Here is a 16,944-nt window from a genome sequence, read left to right as displayed (position 1 = left end):
GGTCTTATCCTATGTGTATTATTTCAGCAGCCATAATGCAGGGACATTCGGCGGTTCCCAGCCGGTCAGGGACGTATGGGCTTGCCGGCATTCGTACACGTTGCCTCCGTATGTTACGAGAGCGCCGACGCTATATTGAACGCCGGGAGCCCAGGCCGGAGCCTCCGAGGACGAATTGGTCGTCGCGCTGACGGCATTGCTTGCGCCCGATACGTTGCCGCCCGCATCCACCGCGCGTACCGTGAATGAATACGTCGTGCTCGAGGCAAGCCCGGCGACGGTATAGCTGAGCGACGATCCCGACACGGTGGCGACTAAGGTCGAGCCCCGGAAAACTTGATATCCCGTCACCCCGACGTTATCCGTCGAGGCATTCCAAGCGAGCGATACGCTGGAGGCCGACGTACCCGTCACACGCAAGTTTGCCGGGGCGGTTGGCGGATCCGTATCCGGCGTCGGTCCGGAAGTCGTTGCGCTGACGGAGTTGCTTGCGTTCGACACATTGCCGGCCGCATCTACGGCTCGAACCGTAAACGAATACGATGTATTCGAGGCGAGCCCGGTGACGGTATAGCTTAATGTCGAACCGGAAACGGTTGCGGCCAAGTTCGCGCCGCGGTATACCTGATATCCGGTGACTCCGACATTATCGGTCGAGGCGTTCCAAGCGAGCGAAACGCTGTTTGCAGTCACTCCCGTCGTTCTCAAGTTCGTCGGCGCCGTAGGCGGTTGATTGTCGCCGGACCCGCCTCCGAAATTCGCATCGATGACATTATAGAATGCGTTGGCGGTATCGGCAATTTCCCAAACAGCCAGAATAACATGATAGCCGGAGCGGCTCGGCACGTTGCAAGAATGGGTAACGGAATTCGGCGGCCGTTGTCCGCCGTCATTGAAACTGCAGAAGGGAGTAAGATCGAATGACGCCCGTTTCAACGGTTCGTTCGGGTTCCAGTCCGGCTTCGTAATATAATACTTCCATGAAGTCGTTGCATGAGCCGCGGTCAACGTCCAATGGAACGTATTGTTGCCGCTTGACATGTTCACTTTCGTCCAGCGCGTCGCCGTTTGCTGATCCATTTCCGGAAAAAGGCCGTTAGCGCTCGCTATTTTCCCGTCGGCGGGTCCGGCTTGCGGAAATCCTTTCGGCCCTTCCAAACTATGCGGATCGTATTGGACCGCGCCGCAATTTGTATTTTGCCCGAGCTTGCACAAATAACCGCGGCTGGCGGGAGAATCGACATAACCGTGTGCGGAAGCGCTTTCGGCAAACGCCAGCGACAAAATCATCGTGAGCAGCATCGTACCTGCGATAATAAATACCATTTTCCATTTCGTAACGAATTCGTTCAGGGAAACTTGATGTACCATTTTATTCTCCTCCTTTTTTTTACCTTCCAATTTTTCGAAACGGGCTTTCGAATTCATAGCGAGGAAAGCAGCTGGAATGAGAACGGATACATTACAGCGATCGCTGTCGCGTCTGTACTGCCGAAACAGTGGACGATCACCTCCTTGGCAAATATAAAGACAAACCACCTCCTTTCATATGGGCAAACTTGGTTAAATAGATCGATCAAGCAAAACGTCAAGCGACATGATGGAATATATGAAACGGCTCGAACGAGCGATAGGAGTATTGCGTTGGTTACGAAGTAGAACAATGTGAGGCAATCTAGATATAATGTCCTAAACTGGAAATAATTAATAATATATTATGTAAACAATTATAACGGCTTGTCCGAAAAAGTCAATAAAAAAATTGTCGATCCGTTCGGCCCCTTTCGTAAGTGGAACACGAAACCGCTGCCCTTTATATTTTGTTGAATCCTATATAGAACAAATTCATAGTATAATAGAAACAAAACAAATTTGGCGTTAGGGGGAAAAAGCGGTGGCAACGATACCCAAGATTGGCGTCGATGCCGGGGGGACGCTGGTGAAGATCGCGTTTCGAAGCGAGGACTCGATTCAGTATCATAAGATTCCTTCCAGCCAATTGACACAAGCGGCATTATGGATTAACGAGCATCGTCCCGAAGCGATCGTTTGTTTGACCGGCGGCAAGAGCCGCTTGCTTGCATCGATGCTGGAACGCGACGCGCGGCATATTCCGGAATTCGCAGCCACTTGCCGGGGAATTCGGCATTTGCTTCATCAAGGCGGAATGGGAATGCCCTCTTTCCTGTTAACCAATGTTGGAACGGGGACATCGATTCACTATCTCGACGCCGATTCGCATGCGAGGGTCGGAGGTACCGGCATCGGCGGAGGCACGGTGCTTGGATTGTCCTATTTGTTGACAGGACTGCGCGATTACGAATCCATCGTAAAATTGGCAGGCGAAGGAGTCCGAAGCAGCATCGATCTTACCGTCGCTCAAATTTACGAGGGAGCGGTTCCTCCCTTGGCAGGAGATTTGACGGCAAGCAATTTCGGCAATATCGACAAGTTCGCCGGAAGTCCGCCGAAGAAAGAGGATTTGATCGCTTCGGTCATCGGATTCGTCGGCGAGACGGTGGCTACGGTAAGCGCGCATGCCGGCGGGCAGTATGGAACGGCCGACATCGTGTTTATCGGTTCTTCCTTTGCCGATAACGATCCGTTACGGAATGTCGTGGAAAAAACGGCCCTGTTCAGAGGCGCCAATCCTTATTTTGTGGAGAACGGGGAATACAGCGGTGCGCTTGGGGCGCTTATGGCGATCGGATAAATGATTATCCGAAAAATCGGACAAAGAGGGAATGGATCCTATGAAAATTTTGGAAGTAGCGATTTTGCATATAAAGCCTGGGTTGAAAAACGAGTTCGAGAGCAGCTTCCGCAAGGCGTCGCACATCATTCGCAAGATGAACGGTTACATCAGCCATGAATTGCAGAAATGCATCGAAGAAGAAAATAAATATATTTTACTCGTCAGGTGGGAATCGTTGAAGGATCATATGGTCGGGTTCAGGCAATCGCCCGAATATGAGGAGTGGAAAGCGCTGCTTCATCACTTCTACGATCCGTTTCCGGTCGTCGAGCATTTCATCGACATCAGGCTGGATTAATCGCATGCCCGGTCCGCTTCTTTAACAAAAGGCGGGCCGGGCATTTTTGTCGTGAAAGGGGCGCTTCATGTCTATTAATAGAGAACTCTCCATAAATAAAACGTCGCATATGCCTCCCAGCCGGTCCATGAGGCCGACATTTGCTTTATCTCCTCGACGGTCGGTTTGCGCTCGGTTCCGGTCAAATGTTTGATGGCGTTATGAAGGCCGACATCTTGAACGGGAAAAGCGGACGGTATTCGCAGGCATCGCATCATGACGTAATTCGCCGTCCACGGTCCGATTCCCCGTATGGCGACAAGCCGTTGCTCTGCGGAACCGCCGCCGTGTTCCTCGTTCAACAAAAGCTCTTTGCTTAACTTGCCTTCGGCTATAAGCTTTGCCGCTCCGATCAAGTATTCCGATTTTTTGGCGGTCATTTGCAAATCGATGAGATCGTCCGCGGCCAGGCCGGCAATACGCTCAGGCGTCGGAAAGAGCCAATAACTCCTTCCTTTCCATTCGGCGCACCGCCCGTAGCGTTCGACGAACCTCCTTTTCAACGTATACGCAAAGGCAAGATTGATTTGCTGTCCGATAATCGCCCAACATAGCGCCTCGAATAAATCCGGAATGCCGACGATGCGCAAGCCGCGGAAACGGTCGACCGTAGGCCGCAGCAATTCGTCGGCATGCGCCATGGCGTAAAATGGCGTCAAATCCGTATCCAAATCGAACCATTCCCTAATATATTGAACGGCCGCGGAATGCGTCGACGCGCTCGGAGGATCGGCAGTCCCTTGAAACCGGACATGAAGCGCCTCTTCGCCCCCGCCGCTGATTTTCACGATCGGATATTCCGGCCCGACAGGGATCCGTTTGTATATTGTACCATCATCAATATAGTGCATGCATTCGTTGCCGGAACGGCTCATATAGCCTACCGTTTCCGCAAAGTTGAAATCTTCCGGCACGGGCACTTGCAGCTCCGGCCCGCGATATTCCATATTGCCGTGCGGATTGCTCATTGGCGGCGTTCTCCTTCTTCATCGTCCAGATATCGAATATTGTACCATGAAACGGCCGGGTTCGAGATTCGAAATGTTGCTTTCCTATTTTTCAAGAGAGCATGCCGATGCCGCAAACTGGACCTAAGTCGGGTGCGAATTACACCGCTCGACCGGTGGAAGACGGACGCGCCGGTGTTATACTGAAACTGCGATCAAGAACGGCGGTTTCGGCGAGATCGGCATGAGTTTGCGAATTGGGGAGAGACAGAGATGAGAAAATCGGTATTTTTAGGGGTCGTCCTGGTGGCGGCAGGCTTGTTTGGCTTATTGTATTCCATATTTGGTTCGGGGTATGGGTTTGCGGGAAATTTCCTATCCTTCGGCACGAAGCAGATTGATATCGAGAAAACGGTCGATGCGGATCAGTTATCCGATATTCTGGTAAAAGCGGACAGTACGAACGTGAAGGTGACGCATAGCGATTCGGACCGTATTAGCGTTCGTTTGCATGGAAGAGTAAACTCCCGCGACGCGGAGAAGACGGACATCAAAATAAACGCTCAAGGAGATTCCCTGGAGGTAGGAATGGTCAGTCCGCGCGGATTTCACATCGGATTCAATTGGAAGGAAATCGAGCTTTCGATCGGGCTGCCCGACAAACAATGGGAGACGCTACAGGTGCAAGTGGGCAGCGGCAATATCGATTTGTCCGGCGTGAACGCAGCGAACATGAACGTGAAGACCGGCAGCGGCAACATTAATGCGTCGAACATGACGGCGTCGGATTCGATCGCGCTCCATTCACGGTCGGGCAATTTGGTTGCCGAAGGATTTAAAGCGGACGCGCTCGTTTTTGATCTCGGCAGCGGGAATGCGAAATTGATGGACGGCGAAGCGAAATTGTCGGGGAAAACGAGTTCGGGCAATATTCGGGTGGAATTCGAAGAACTGATCTATGACGCCGATCTCAAGACGGGAACAGGCAACGTGGACGTTTTGCTGGCCCGGCAACCGGAATCTTTGGCGGTACAATACAAAGGAGGCTCCGGCAAAGGGACGATCCGATGGGACGGCATGAATTACGAGGAAAGCGACAAAGAAGGCCGTTCGATCAAAGGGACGTTCGGTTCGGGAGACGTTCAACTGAACGTGCGCACCGGTTCGGGGGATTTTAGGCTGGACCGGCCGTAGCGAGACGATAAGGGAGGAGCGGCGGCTCGCTCCTTTTTTTGCTTTGCAGTCGGAATTCGGCGATTCGCCGCCGAAAAACATCGGTGAGAAAGCAGGATTTTTCGAGTCGGATTGCGTATATACATATATTCCGTAAAAAGAAGGTGGTTCAATGTTCAGCTACAGAAATGCGAAAGAGATCGATTTTACGGTCATATCGGCGTTTCCGCAAAATGCGGCGGAGCAATATTATATGTTTCCTAAAGGGAGCTATCCGCTCAAGCCGGATCAGTTGGCCGAGGCGGCCAGGAGCCGGGTGCTGCCGACGGTGATCGAGCGCGGCGGCGAGGTCGCCGGTTATGGCAATTTCTACGATGTGAAGGAACGCGATCACGCCTGGTTAGGAAATATTATCGTCAATCCGAAATGCCGGGGCAACGGGGCGGGCGCATATTTGCTGAACGTCATGAAGGAAAGGGCTAGAGAGGAATTGCATTTGCGCCAATTGCGGCTGATTTGCCATAACACGAATACGGCCGCACTTGCCCTCTACCATAAACTTGGCTTCCAACCGTTCGAAATCCGGATATCGGAAGGAAAGCGGGATATCGTCGGGATCGCGATGAGAACGGATCTTCCCTAATCGCGTGCCTGCCGATACAGAAAACTGCAAACTGGCGAAGGGGGCGGACAATATGAAAACGATCGTGCAATCCGTGATCTTTTCCCTATTGTTGATCGTTGTGTATTACGGCGTGCAGATCGGCATCGGTTACTATATGACCCTGCATTACGTGCCGGATATCGTCGACAGTTATGCGCAAGTGGGCTATTTGCAGCATCAAGTATCGTTCGGCGTCATACGAGGCAATCCCGATCTGGAATTCGCCGCGTTATTCGTCGGCGGCTGCGCGGCGTTCATCCTGTTGAAGACGTTATGGCTTCGTACAAAGAGAAAATAACTTCAGTAACGATTTGTTTGCACCGCCGGTTATTGCCGGCGGTCTTTATACTGTTCGGGCGGTTTTGTGCAACATAACCGTCCGCCCTCGAAAATTTCCGAGAGAGAGATCAGTTGCATATGTTGCATTTACAACGATTAAATATTATAATACATTCAAAATATTTTTAACGTTAAAAAACATTGGAGGGAATATCGGTTGAAACGATTTATGATTATCGAGACGCCGGACCAACTGAAAGCGATCAGCGACCCGTTGCGGCTGGAAATATTAATTATGTTGATCAGACAGGAATACACCGGCAAACAGGTAGGCGACGTCTTGCACACATCCGCATCCAAAATTCATTATCATTTGAAAGAAATGGAGCGAAACGGATTGCTCGAAGTGACACGCACCGAAGAGAAAAACGGGATCGTCCAAAAATTTTACCGCGCCGTCGCATTCGATTTCCGCATCTCGGAAGAGTTGCTTCCGTCTTTGAAATCCGACACGACGATCATACAAGAGACGATGCTAAACAATTTGCGGTCGGCGATGTACCGCCTCCGCCATGCTCCGGAGGAATCGTTTCTCTCCTTCGCCCCGGAATCATCCAGGCCGCCGGTGCTGCACGGAAACGGGGAGTATAAGGTTCCGCTGCATGAAATTAAGGACTGGGTACGAAAATTCAAAGCGCTTGTGCAGGAATTCGAGGAATTGGAGAGCAAATATGCCGAGCGGGTACAGCGCGGCGACGCGCAAGATGTTGGCGAATTGTTCTTCTTCTCGTACGTCGGATTTATGACGAACGAACAGTTGTACGTTTCGGACGAAATGTCGCTCCCGGAAGCGTACGAACCGGTGGACGATATTGTCGTCCGCAAGAAGCGGGAGGAGGACCGGACGCCATGAGGGCCGGTCTGCGCGATTTTGCCGGGCTTCCTCCATCCTATTATTGGCTATGGGTCGGCAACATTCTTTCTTCCTTCGGGGACGCGGCCGTCCTCATTATGCTATCCTGGTTTCTCGTCGATACCGTTACGATGAAAGGGGCGCTCGGCATTGCGCTCATGACGATGGGGATATGCAGAGTGGTCTTAATGCTCGTTGGCGGGATTGCATCCGACCGGTACAACCGGAGGACGATCATGTTCCTGTCTTTAATTGCCCGGGGGGCCGTGCTCTTCTTATTTTCCCTGGTCATTCTCGTCTGCGATCCTTCATGGTATCCGGCGGCCGCTTTTGTCATGGCCGGGTTGTTCGGAGCGGTGGACGCCTTCTTCTGGCCGGCGAGCGGGGCGATTGTACCTTCTTTGGTAGCCAAGGACCAGCTTGGGGCGGCGAACAGCCTGTTGTCGATTTCCCAGCAGATCAGCATCGTCGGCGGGCCGTTGATCGCTTCGGTGCTGCTCGGGCATGTTTCATTTCCGGTGATGTTTGCGGTCAACGCATCGATGTTTGCGCTAGGGTCTCTTTTTATATTCGCGATCCGGATCAAACCGGTTTCGCCCGGCCGGCGGGACGAGGCGCCGAAACCGGCCGGATTTATAAGGGAACTAATGGACGGGGCGAAATATATGATTTCGATTCGCATCCTCTTTCTCTTATCGCTCTTATCGCTGCTCATTAATTTCATGTTAAACGGCCCGCTGAATGTCGGTCTCCCCGTCCTGATTAAACAATTGAACTGGGACGGCAGCATGTTCGCCAATATGGAGGGAGTGCTCGGAGCCGGAGCCGTTGCGGGAGGCATCATCGTCGGTTTATCCAAAGGGTTTCGCGGACGCTTGCATCTGCTTGCCTGGTTCGTCGTCGTCATGGGCGGAAGCCTGACGGCTCTCGGTTTCATGCAGCAGGCCTATCACGGGTTTGTCGTGATGGCGATATTGGGCATGATGCTGACCATGATCGACGTACCTTTTAACACCTACGCGCAAACCGTTGTCGAAACGCATATGCTCGGCAGGTTTATTTCCTTAAACCGCCTCATGGGGCTTGGATTGTCGCCGCTTAGTTATTTTCTGGCTTCTTTTTTGCTCGATCATCAAATCGCAACGCCTGCAATTGTTCTAGCGATCGGAGGCGCGAGTGTCGCATTCATGGGAATCTGCCTATACTTTACCCGCGATTTCCGGCGAATCGAGCAGCATCCGGCATGGAGGCAAAAAGAAGTTTCCGTTTCATGAATAAATGTTGGCAATGCCGTGAAACCTAACCATCAAAATGACAGAAAAAGGATGGGCGGCATGTTTTCATTTCTAGCAGCGCTTTTTCGTAAACGCCCCAAACCTTCGGCCAATGAAAATCGCATGCTTCAACCGCCCGCACCCGGGCCGGAAAACGTTCATACGGAGCTCGCCAGAAACATTCAATACGTTAAGGAGCAGTTTACGCTGACTCCCGACCTGGTCGTGCGTCATATACATGGAGAGACTCCCGCAGCGCTCGTGTATTTGGACAGTTTGACCGATAAAAATTCGATAAACAACGATATCGTGCTTCCTTTGATTCGCGCGACGTCATATCCCCCCGATCAGCCTCCGGTCGCAACGGGGGATGTGCGCAAAACGTCCGATTGGTCTGCGGTCGAACATGCCGTATATCACGGGAAAAGCGTCTTGTTCGTCGAGGGAAGCGGCAGGGCTTCTATACTCGGTACGCAAGGTTGGCCGCAGCGCGCCATCGAGGATCCCCAGCTCGAAGCCTCGCTGAAGGGGGCTCATCAAGGATTCGTCGAGACGGGAAGCCAGAATATCGCTTTAATTCGCCGTTATATTCCGCACAATGAATTGAAGATCAAACAATTTGACATTAGTTCCAGAGGAAATTGCAAATTATCGGTCATGTATTTGCGGGATGTCGCAGACCCGGCCGTATTGGAAAAGCTTGAACAAAGAATAAAAGAGTTGAAGATCGACAATATCATCAATACGGGGGAATTAGCCGAATTTATCGAGGACCATGCGTTTTCTCCATTTCCTCAGTTCATATTGACGGAGCGGCCCGATACGGCCGCTTCGCATGTTATGCAGGGGAGATATGCCGTCGTCGTGGATCGTTCGCCAAGCGTATTGATCGGTCCCGTCTCTTTTATCTCCTTTTTCCAAAGCGTGGACGATTACAGCATGCGCTGGATCAGCGCTTCGTTTATTCGCTTGCTGCGTTTCTTTGCGGCGTTTGTCGCCTTGTTTCTGCCTGCGATCTATATCGCTCTTATTTCGTTCAATTATGAGGTCATCCCGATCCAATTGCTGCTATCGATCGCGGAATCGAGGGCGCGCGTGCCGTTTCACCCGTTTATGGAAGCATTCATTATGGAGATTACGTTGGAATTGATGCGCGAAGCGGGCATTCGGCTTCCCGCTCCGATCGGGCAAACGGTAGGCCTCGTCGGCGGCATCATTATCGGCCAAACGGCCGTCCAAACCGGAATCGTCAGCAACATTATGGTGATCGTCGTCGCTTCCACGGCCATCGCGTCTTTCGTCATTCCCAATCATGATATGGGAGCGGCGATTCGTTTGCTGCGGTTTCCGATGATGCTGATGGCGTTTATGTTCGGTTTGGTGGGAATCGTAATCGGAGCGATGATTATGCTTGCGCATCTGTTGTCCTTGCAATCGTTGGGTACGGCTTACGGGAGTCCGTTCGGGCCGGTGCGCTTCACAGATTGGAAGGATACGCTCCTCCGCTTTCCGCTGTGGACGATGATCAAGCGTCCGACCGGTCCCCGTCCGAAGCAGGAAAATCGGCTGGAAGAAGATCCGGCAGGGAAACGACCATGAAAAACGTCAAGATTACGTTCATGCAATATACGCTTCTCATCCACGGAGCAGCCGTCGGCATGGGGGTTTTGTCGCTCCCCCGCCTGGTGGCGGAAAAGGCCGGAACCGACGGTTGGATCAGCATTCTTTTGGCCTGGCTGGCCCACCTGTTCTTCGGCATTCTTATTGTGCTTGTCATGAGCAAATACCCGCAGGATTCGCTGCCCGAATTACTCGTTCGGCTATTCGGACGTTTTCTCGGGAAATTGCTCTTGATTCCGATTGTTGCTTATTTTGCTTTTTTTAGCTGGAGCATTCTCGTCAATTCCATTTTGTTTATAAAGTCATGGTTTTTCCCTATGACCCCCGCCGTATACATCATGATACTGTTTGCCGTTCCGACTTATATTATCGTTGCCAAAAACTTGCAAATCGTCGGAAGATACGCGGAGATCGTCTTTTATCTGACCATTTGGATGAGTTTGATTCTCCTGATTCCGTTGAGGGACGGCCAACTGATTCATTTGCTGCCTGTCTGGAAATCGGGTCTCGGTCCGATTTTGGACGGCGTGACGGTGACGACGAATTCGATTGTCGGGTACGAGATCGTTTATTTTATATATCCCTACTTGACGAAAAAGGAATGGGCCGTACGCGGCGTGGTTCTGGCGAATACGTTGACGATGTTGGTGTATTTGTTCATTACGCTCATCTGTTTCGTTTATTTCAGCCCGAACGAAATTACGGAGTACAATCAACCGGTGCTGAATTTGTTGAAAGTGATCGAATTTCGGTTTCTGGAACGGTTCGATATGATATATCTTGCTGTGTACCTGATTGTCGTATCAACTGCTTGGACCCCTTATTTATTCGGTGCGGCCTTCGGCACGGCGAGATTGTTCGGTTCCCGGAACCACGGTCCGGCCGTCGCGTTGTTTCTGATCGCGATGATTGTGATGAGTTACGTCCTGCAGCCGTCGTGGGCGGAATCGGAAAGATGGACGAGTTGGGCGGTGAAAGGGGCGTATATCGTAGTATGCGCATTGCCGGTATTCCTGTTTCTATACATAATGTTGCATCGGAAACTTGTTCGGAGCGGAGGATAAAATGACAAAAAAGCTTTTCGCCGTATTTATTACATGTTTAGCCTTACTCGCGTTAACGGGATGCAAGGACCAGAACTTGATCGAGAATTTAACGCTATCCCTGGTGATCGGCATGGATTTGAATGAGCAAAACGAGTTCGAGGTTTCCATTTCCAGTCCGGTCTTCAATAAGGAAGCGAAGGATAAGGAAGAAGAGTTTCAGGTAACATCAACGACGTTGCGCAAATCGAGGGACGAATTCGATAAGGTGGTACTTGGATCGACGGCCGGAGGCAAGGCAGAACTCATATTGGTAGGCAAAAAGCTGATGCGGCATCCCGGCTGGGCTACGATTCTCGATGCTCTATACAGGGATCCGAAAAATACGGTTACGCCCCGCCTTGTCATGGTGGATGGGCCTGTATACGATATTATCCGTTTATCGCCGAAAGACAAGCCGCGCTTGCCTTTGTATTTGATGAAAGTGATCGACATGGCCTATGTCAGGAACGTGACCGTCAGAACGACGTTGCAGCAATTTTACCGGCATCACAAGGAAAAGGGAATGACTTCGGCGATCACCGAGATCGGCCTAAAGGGAAGGGACATTCAAATTTTGGGGACGGCGCTGCTGGACGATCGGGAGAAATACAAGCTTACGATTTCCTCGACGGAAACCAAGCTGCTGAATATGATGAAACAGCCGGGAAAGGGGGCGTTCCCGTTGACGCTGCAGCTTCCGGAATTCAAAAGCTCCTTGCGCTTCCTGCCGACCAATCAGTTAAGTTTTAACACCTTTTCCGTAAAAACGCGAAAAAAAGCGAGATACGACCGCGGCAAGTTTCGGTTCGACGTCAATATCAAAATGGCCATTTTCTTAACGGAACGGTTGTTTCCGATCGATATGAGAAAGGAAACGCGTGCTCTCGAGCGTTGCATCGAATCGGAGCTGGAACGCCAGTTTGCCGATTTTATTCGTAAAATACAGGCCGCGAAAATCGATCCCGTCGGATTCGGCATGTATGCGAGAGCGTATGCCTATCCCCAATGGAAAAAAGTCGAAGACGATTGGGGAGAGGAATTCGCCGATGCGGAGGTAAATGTGAAGGTTGACGTGGAGATACAGGGCATGGGCGCGATGAAATGACAAGCGGCTACAGCACTTGGGGCTAAAAGCAATGCGGAAGGAAACATGCTATACTGGCAGTATAAGGTTCAACAACGGATTGGGGAGACCAGGGTGAAACCATTTACCGCCAAAGTCATTGACATGATACAACGCATCCCGGAAGGCCGCGTCATGACGTACGGGCAAATTGCTAAGCTGGCCGGCAGTCCCAGAGGGGCGAGACAGGTGGTCAGAATATTGCATTCCTCGAGCGCGAAGCATCAATTGCCGTGGCATCGCATCGTCAATGCGAAAGGGGAGATTGCGATCAAAGACGAAGTATCGAACCAGTTGCAGAAGCTGTTCCTGCAAGGGGAAGGAGTTCGGCTGGACGAGGACGAACGCGTCAATTTGCCCGAATATCAATTTTGGCCGGAGGCACGGTAGGGTGTTGATCGATTTAAGAAAATTTCTCCTTGTCTCTCTCTATACAATATTGTATAATTCTTTATATTGACGGCAGCATAGTAAATCATTGTCAATCTATTCAAGTTTGTATACAAATTCAGGTACTGGTGAGGGAACGAAAATTTATGTCATCCACCCGTTTGTTAATTCTTGGGCTTCTATTGAAGCACCAACCTATTCACGGATACGACGTTCGTAAGGAATTAGAGGCGTGGCGCGCCGATCAATGGGCGAATATCGCGTACGGGTCCATTTATTTCGCCCTGAATAAAATGGCTGGCGAAGGCTTGCTGCAGCCGGATGGCCACACGGGCAATTTGGAGAGTAAAAAGGGACCGTCGCGCATTCTGTATTCCGTGACCGATAAGGGGAACCTGGAATTCGAACGCTTATTGCATACTGCCTTATGGGACTATAAGCCGGGATCCGATTCGTTTCATATTGCTCTGATGTTTATGAATCGCATTCCGCAGGAACAATTGCTAGGAGCGTTAAAACATCGGATCGGTTTGGTTCAAGCCACTCTCGAAAGCATTAACAGCACAATCAAGTTCGATCTTTTTCCGCCTGGTTCGCCGCGTTTTGTCCGTGAGAACTTAACGTTAATCCGTTCTCGTATGGAAGCCGAACTGCAATGGATCGAAAGAATGATCGCGAAAATTAACGAAGGTTTGCTGCCATAGTATCCGTTTCACGGCTTTGCGGAGAAACGGATACTCCCGCTGTGTTACTATACAAACTTGTATATAAAATTGTAAAATTGGAGTGATCATATGTCTGTCTCAAAAAAATCAAACACTCGTTGGACAGTACTCGGTTTGCTTTTGGCATTATTGCTTGTTTCGTTGGATTCGACGGTGCTTGCTACCGCCGTGCCGACCATCGTCTCGAAATTGGGCGGGTTGGAGCAGATGGCATGGGTGTTCTCCGCTTATCTCATTGCCGGCGTGGCCGGGATGCCCGTGTTCGGTAAATTATCCGATATGTACGGGCGCAAACTTTTTTTTATTGCAGGATTGGTTCTCTTTTTAATCGGATCGGCATTATGCGGAAGCTCCCAGACGATGACGCAACTGATATTGTACCGCGCGCTGCAAGGAATCGGCGGCGGAGCGTTGATGCCGGTCATCTTCACGATTCTTTACGACATGTTTCCACCGGAGAAACGCGGGCAAATGCAAGGGCTCTTCGGAGCCGTTTTCGGTATTTCCAGCGTGTTAGGACCGCTTGTTGGCGCATTTTTTACGGATGTTGTGGATTGGAGATGGATTTTCTTTATTAATTTGCCTTTCGGACTGATTGCTTTTATCCTGATCGTTTCTTGTTATCATGAATCGCTGTCATTGCGCAAGCAACAAATCGATTGGGCGGGTACGCTGACGTTAGTGGGAGCGATCCTATGCTCGATGTTCGCGTTGGAGATGGCGGGGAAGGATTATGGCTGGAACTCGCCGGCAATTATCGGTTTATTTGCGGCAGCGGCTGTGCTGCTAGCGCTTTTTATTGGGATCGAGGGAAAAGTTCGGGATCCGCTCGTTCCGCTGCCGTTGTTTCGCAACCGCTTATTTACGTCCAGCATTGCTATCGGTTTTTTTTACGGCATGATTTTGATGGCGGGGGCCTCCTATATTCCGCTCTTTATTCAGGGCGTCTTCGGGGGGACTGCTACAAACGCCGGCATGATGATCGCTCCGATGATGATCGCTTTAGTGATCAGCAGTACGCTTGGCGGAGTTCTTGTGAAACGAATGTCATACCGCAGTATTATGATTTGTTCCGTCGTTTTTCTGCTTGCTTCGATTTTTTTGTTGAGTACGGTTTCAGCCGAAACAGAGCGTTGGGTGCTGACTTGCAGCATGATCGTTATGGGCCTCGGCATTGGCGCTTCTTACCCGATCGCGTCTATGGCGGCTCAACATCATATGGAAATTGATCAACGCGGCACCGTCAACTCGCTTGTCCGATTTTTCCAATCCGTCGGCAATACGCTCGGGATTGCCTTGCTTGGCGGCATACAGGCTAACCATTTAAAACAACAATATAAGACTTTGTTGTCCGATCAGGCGCTGGCCGAGAAATTCGGCAATCCGCAGATACTATTGCAGAATAACGCCCGTGAAATGATCCCTCCCGACCTTCTGGGCAAGTTGATCGGCGTATTGGGCGATTCGATTGCAGTAATGTTTCAATGGGCGATTCCGATCGGTTTGCTTGCAGCCGTATTCGTGTTTTTGCTGGGGAACGCAAGGGTGACCGTATCAAGGCCTGCGCCTGGCGTGGAAGAAAGCGGAGAAACTCTTTAAAAGATTCAGTCTTATGTTCTGGCGTGGAAAATGAGAAATTCTCCCCTGAGAATGAGAACCTTAGCGTAAAGTATGTTATGATAACGGGGAAATCGTTTCGTTATTTCATAATGAACGGAGTGCGAATGGAAAAAGTACGAGTTAGCACGATGATGATTAATGGATGCAAAGGAATGATGGCGTTGTCCAGCGAAAGTTACGATGAGAGCAGACATAGCCGGGAAGTATACGCTTATTTCGGGCTGGCGGTCTATTATTCGCAAGTGCTTGAGCACCAGCTTTCCCATATGATCGTCCTGTTGCGGCATTCGCAAGGGACGGTACCGACAGAGCGCGATTTGGAATTGCTGTTCGAGCGGACGCGAAACAACACGCTCGGCCAATTAATATTGGAACTCAAGCATTCTTACCGGTTGAAAGACAACGATTTGCAAGAGTTGTTCGAAGTATTGCGAACAAGAAACTATATCGTGCACGATTACTTTAAAGTCCGGATTAACGATTCTTTTACGAGAGCGGGAAGGGACCGGATGATCCGGGAATTGATCGAATTCAAAAATATGGCAGCAAGCGCGAACGAAAAAATGCAGCATTACACCAAAGCGTTGTACGGCAAGTTAGGCTATGCGCAAAGTGATGTGGAAGAAGAGGTTCGTCGGCTGAGAGAATCCTTGTTATTAGAATAATTTCCATTATTTTTAAAATGAATCCTGCGGCGATACATGTTACAATTTTGTCATCAGTTGATGTCGAAAGTGACATGACAGCGAAGTTCGCTTCGCAATAATGCCAAGGAGGATGAATCAACATGAAAAAACATCTGACGAAAACTGTATTTGCTGCTACATTGGCTCTGGGACTTATTATACCTACAGCGGCATCGGCGGCGCCGGCCGGCGATTGCAGTTCCTTTTTGCAAGATATCCTTAATAAGTTGCCTCGGGACACGAAGGTTATTCAAAAACCTGATTTCGGCAAAATTACGTGGCCTGGATTCGGCAACGAGCAAGGTAAGCAGGGCAACCAAGAACAAGGCAATAAAGATCAAGGCAAGCAAAATCAAGGAAATCAAAATCAAGGCAAGCAACAAAATAATCAAGGAAATGTGCCTGCGGATGCAGCCGCATTCGCTTCCCAAGTCGTTGACTTGGTAAACCAAGAGCGCGCCAAAGAAGGCCTGAAGCCGCTTGCGGTTGACCAACAACTCGCCAAAATGGCGATGGATAAAGCGATCGATATGAGAACGAACGGTTATTTCGACCATAACTCTCCGACTTACGGTTCTCCGTTCGATATGATGACACAATACGGTATCGATTACCGGTACGCGGGCGAGAACATCGCCAGAGGACAGCGCACGCCGCAAGAAGTGATGAACGCTTGGATGAACAGTCCGGGTCATCGTCAAAACATTATGAGCCCGAACTTCACCCTGATCGGCGTTGCATACTACCAAGGCGACTGGGTGCAAGAATTTATTAGCAAATAAGGCGGATCGCAGCCTGCAGCATCCCGTTTCACTCGTTTGAGTGGGGCGGGATGTTTTTATACGTATGGCCTCTTGTTTCCCGTTCGTCGAAATCCCCTTCGTTCAGTGAAGGCAAGTTCCTCCCCGAAACTTGTGAAAATGCAGTTTTTTTAACCGGAATCGGTCGAAAGGCAGCGTATGCCTGCAAAAATTGTTAACTTCAAAATTTCAAAATACCGCTGCGCGGCTGACGATCCGTTGAGCGGCTAAACGAAACGGAAGCAGGCTAATCGCCTGGAAATCACCTTGTTGCTCGTGTAACGAAACAGAAACACGCTAATGAGCACAAAAGGAGTCAATTTCATTACTCGCCACCGATGATGTAACTGGTTTTTTTGCGGATTTGTATGATTTTTCGTACAAAAGGCGGTCTTTTCAGGGCAATCATAGATGTTTTGTACGAAAATAAACTATTTAACATTAAAGCGCTAAAGTCCCTTGGACCGAAAAGGTTTCCTAAGCAACATTAATATCCATAAAGTTACAGTTATGCTGGGACTATCTCACGTAGCTCTACTTCATAACCCATTTG

At 50.2% G+C, this 16,944-nt stretch carries 17 protein-coding genes; 15 read left to right on the top strand and 2 right to left on the bottom strand.

All coding sequences use genetic code 11. The annotated features are described in order from the left end of the window. Positions 1 to 18: 18 nt before the first annotated feature. The gene (locus KQI79_RS22990; RefSeq protein WP_216540650.1) at positions 19 to 1,371 is read right to left on the bottom strand and encodes a lytic polysaccharide monooxygenase; all 1,353 of its coding nucleotides are present in this window, start codon (positions 1,369 to 1,371) and stop codon (positions 19 to 21) included. A 523-nt stretch (positions 1,372 to 1,894) separates the two neighbouring features. Here KQI79_RS22990 and coaW point away from each other — a divergent pair. After that, a complete protein-coding gene (gene coaW / locus KQI79_RS22985) occupies positions 1,895 to 2,713 on the top strand; it encodes a type II pantothenate kinase (protein WP_216540649.1) in 819 nt (272 codons plus the stop codon). Positions 2,714 to 2,753: 40 nt separating this feature from the next. After that, entirely contained in the window at positions 2,754 to 3,053 is a 300-nt protein-coding gene (locus tag KQI79_RS22980; RefSeq protein ID WP_216540648.1) for an antibiotic biosynthesis monooxygenase family protein, read from the top strand. Between the two features lie 74 nt (positions 3,054 to 3,127). Here KQI79_RS22980 and KQI79_RS22975 read toward each other — a convergent pair whose 3' ends face one another. Further along, positions 3,128 to 4,060 (bottom strand): DNA-3-methyladenine glycosylase family protein, encoded by a 933-nt coding sequence (locus tag KQI79_RS22975; protein ID WP_301287965.1) that lies wholly within the window; start codon positions 4,058 to 4,060, stop codon positions 3,128 to 3,130. A 252-nt stretch (positions 4,061 to 4,312) separates the two neighbouring features. Here KQI79_RS22975 and KQI79_RS22970 point away from each other — a divergent pair, with 252 nt between their 5' ends. From KQI79_RS22970 to KQI79_RS22910, 13 genes are all read left to right on the top strand, one after another. Further along, the gene (locus KQI79_RS22970; protein ID WP_216540647.1) at positions 4,313 to 5,233 is read left to right on the top strand and encodes a DUF4097 family beta strand repeat-containing protein; all 921 of its coding nucleotides are present in this window, start codon (positions 4,313 to 4,315) and stop codon (positions 5,231 to 5,233) included. Between the two features lie 151 nt (positions 5,234 to 5,384). Continuing rightward, entirely contained in the window at positions 5,385 to 5,855 is a 471-nt protein-coding gene (locus tag KQI79_RS22965; RefSeq protein WP_216540646.1) for a GNAT family N-acetyltransferase, read from the top strand. Between the two features lie 52 nt (positions 5,856 to 5,907). After that, complete coding sequence (locus KQI79_RS22960) at positions 5,908 to 6,174, top strand: hypothetical protein (RefSeq protein WP_216540645.1); 267 nt, start codon at positions 5,908 to 5,910, stop codon at positions 6,172 to 6,174. 198 nt (positions 6,175 to 6,372) lie between these two features. After that, positions 6,373 to 7,068, top strand: coding sequence for an ArsR/SmtB family transcription factor (locus KQI79_RS22955; RefSeq protein ID WP_216540644.1), 696 nt, complete (start codon positions 6,373 to 6,375; stop codon positions 7,066 to 7,068). Next, the gene (locus KQI79_RS22950) at positions 7,065 to 8,342 is read left to right on the top strand and encodes an MFS transporter (protein ID WP_216540643.1); all 1,278 of its coding nucleotides are present in this window, start codon (positions 7,065 to 7,067) and stop codon (positions 8,340 to 8,342) included. The genes KQI79_RS22955 and KQI79_RS22950 overlap by 4 nt, the downstream gene beginning before the upstream one ends. Before the next feature lie 60 nt (positions 8,343 to 8,402). Continuing rightward, positions 8,403 to 9,941, top strand: coding sequence for a spore germination protein (locus tag KQI79_RS22945; RefSeq protein ID WP_483311408.1), 1,539 nt, complete (start codon positions 8,403 to 8,405; stop codon positions 9,939 to 9,941). Next, positions 9,938 to 11,026 carry a GerAB/ArcD/ProY family transporter gene (locus KQI79_RS22940; protein ID WP_216540642.1) on the top strand — a complete coding sequence of 363 codons (1,089 nt, stop codon included), beginning with the start codon at positions 9,938 to 9,940 and terminating at the stop codon, positions 11,024 to 11,026. Before KQI79_RS22945 ends, KQI79_RS22940 begins: the two co-directional genes overlap by 4 nt. A 1-nt stretch (position 11,027) precedes the next feature. Next, entirely contained in the window at positions 11,028 to 12,152 is a 1,125-nt protein-coding gene (locus tag KQI79_RS22935) for a Ger(x)C family spore germination protein (RefSeq protein WP_216540641.1), read from the top strand. Between the two features lie 93 nt (positions 12,153 to 12,245). Further along, positions 12,246 to 12,560 (top strand): MGMT family protein, encoded by a 315-nt coding sequence (locus KQI79_RS22930; protein ID WP_216540640.1) that lies wholly within the window; start codon positions 12,246 to 12,248, stop codon positions 12,558 to 12,560. A gap of 146 nt (positions 12,561 to 12,706) precedes the next feature. Further along, positions 12,707 to 13,264: a PadR family transcriptional regulator gene (locus KQI79_RS22925; RefSeq protein WP_216540639.1), complete on the top strand. Its 558-nt coding sequence runs from the start codon at positions 12,707 to 12,709 to the stop codon at positions 13,262 to 13,264. A gap of 90 nt (positions 13,265 to 13,354) precedes the next feature. Further along, complete coding sequence (locus tag KQI79_RS22920; protein WP_216540638.1) at positions 13,355 to 14,884, top strand: MDR family MFS transporter; 1,530 nt, start codon at positions 13,355 to 13,357, stop codon at positions 14,882 to 14,884. A 125-nt stretch (positions 14,885 to 15,009) separates the two neighbouring features. Next, positions 15,010 to 15,570 (top strand): hypothetical protein, encoded by a 561-nt coding sequence (locus KQI79_RS22915; RefSeq protein ID WP_216540637.1) that lies wholly within the window; start codon positions 15,010 to 15,012, stop codon positions 15,568 to 15,570. Positions 15,571 to 15,692: 122 nt separating this feature from the next. Then, positions 15,693 to 16,373: a CAP domain-containing protein gene (locus KQI79_RS22910; RefSeq protein WP_216540636.1), complete on the top strand. Its 681-nt coding sequence runs from the start codon at positions 15,693 to 15,695 to the stop codon at positions 16,371 to 16,373. Positions 16,374 to 16,944: the final 571 nt, after the last annotated feature.

This window comes from Paenibacillus sp. MSJ-34 (assembly GCF_018918005.1).
Lineage (GTDB): Bacteria > Bacillota > Bacilli > Paenibacillales > Paenibacillaceae > MSJ-34.
Note: the sequence above shows the minus strand (reverse complement) of the source record. Positions and strands in the feature narration are given on the sequence as shown.

Bases quoted from the DNA above. Each gene is read 5' to 3' on its own strand.
- KQI79_RS22960 (WP_216540645.1), top strand. From the start codon at position 5,908: ATGAAAACGATCGTGCAATCCGTGATCTTTTCCCTATTGTTGATCGTT.
- KQI79_RS22915 (WP_216540637.1), top strand. From the start codon at position 15,010: ATGGAAAAAGTACGAGTTAGCACGATGATGATTAATGGATGCAAAGGA.
- KQI79_RS22925 (WP_216540639.1), top strand. From the start codon at position 12,707: ATGTCATCCACCCGTTTGTTAATTCTTGGGCTTCTATTGAAGCACCAA.
- KQI79_RS22940 (WP_216540642.1), top strand. From the start codon at position 9,938: ATGAAAAACGTCAAGATTACGTTCATGCAATATACGCTTCTCATCCAC.
- KQI79_RS22935 (WP_216540641.1), top strand. From the start codon at position 11,028: ATGACAAAAAAGCTTTTCGCCGTATTTATTACATGTTTAGCCTTACTC.
- KQI79_RS22980 (WP_216540648.1), top strand. From the start codon at position 2,754: ATGAAAATTTTGGAAGTAGCGATTTTGCATATAAAGCCTGGGTTGAAA.
- KQI79_RS22910 (WP_216540636.1), top strand. From the start codon at position 15,693: ATGAAAAAACATCTGACGAAAACTGTATTTGCTGCTACATTGGCTCTG.
- KQI79_RS22970 (WP_216540647.1), top strand. From the start codon at position 4,313: ATGAGAAAATCGGTATTTTTAGGGGTCGTCCTGGTGGCGGCAGGCTTG.
- KQI79_RS22920 (WP_216540638.1), top strand. From the start codon at position 13,355: ATGTCTGTCTCAAAAAAATCAAACACTCGTTGGACAGTACTCGGTTTG.
- KQI79_RS22990 (WP_216540650.1), bottom strand. From the start codon at position 1,371: ATGGTACATCAAGTTTCCCTGAACGAATTCGTTACGAAATGGAAAATG.
- KQI79_RS22965 (WP_216540646.1), top strand. From the start codon at position 5,385: ATGTTCAGCTACAGAAATGCGAAAGAGATCGATTTTACGGTCATATCG.
- KQI79_RS22975 (WP_301287965.1), bottom strand. From the start codon at position 4,060: ATGAGCAATCCGCACGGCAATATGGAATATCGCGGGCCGGAGCTGCAA.
- KQI79_RS22950 (WP_216540643.1), top strand. From the start codon at position 7,065: ATGAGGGCCGGTCTGCGCGATTTTGCCGGGCTTCCTCCATCCTATTAT.
- KQI79_RS22945 (WP_483311408.1), top strand. From the start codon at position 8,403: ATGTTTTCATTTCTAGCAGCGCTTTTTCGTAAACGCCCCAAACCTTCG.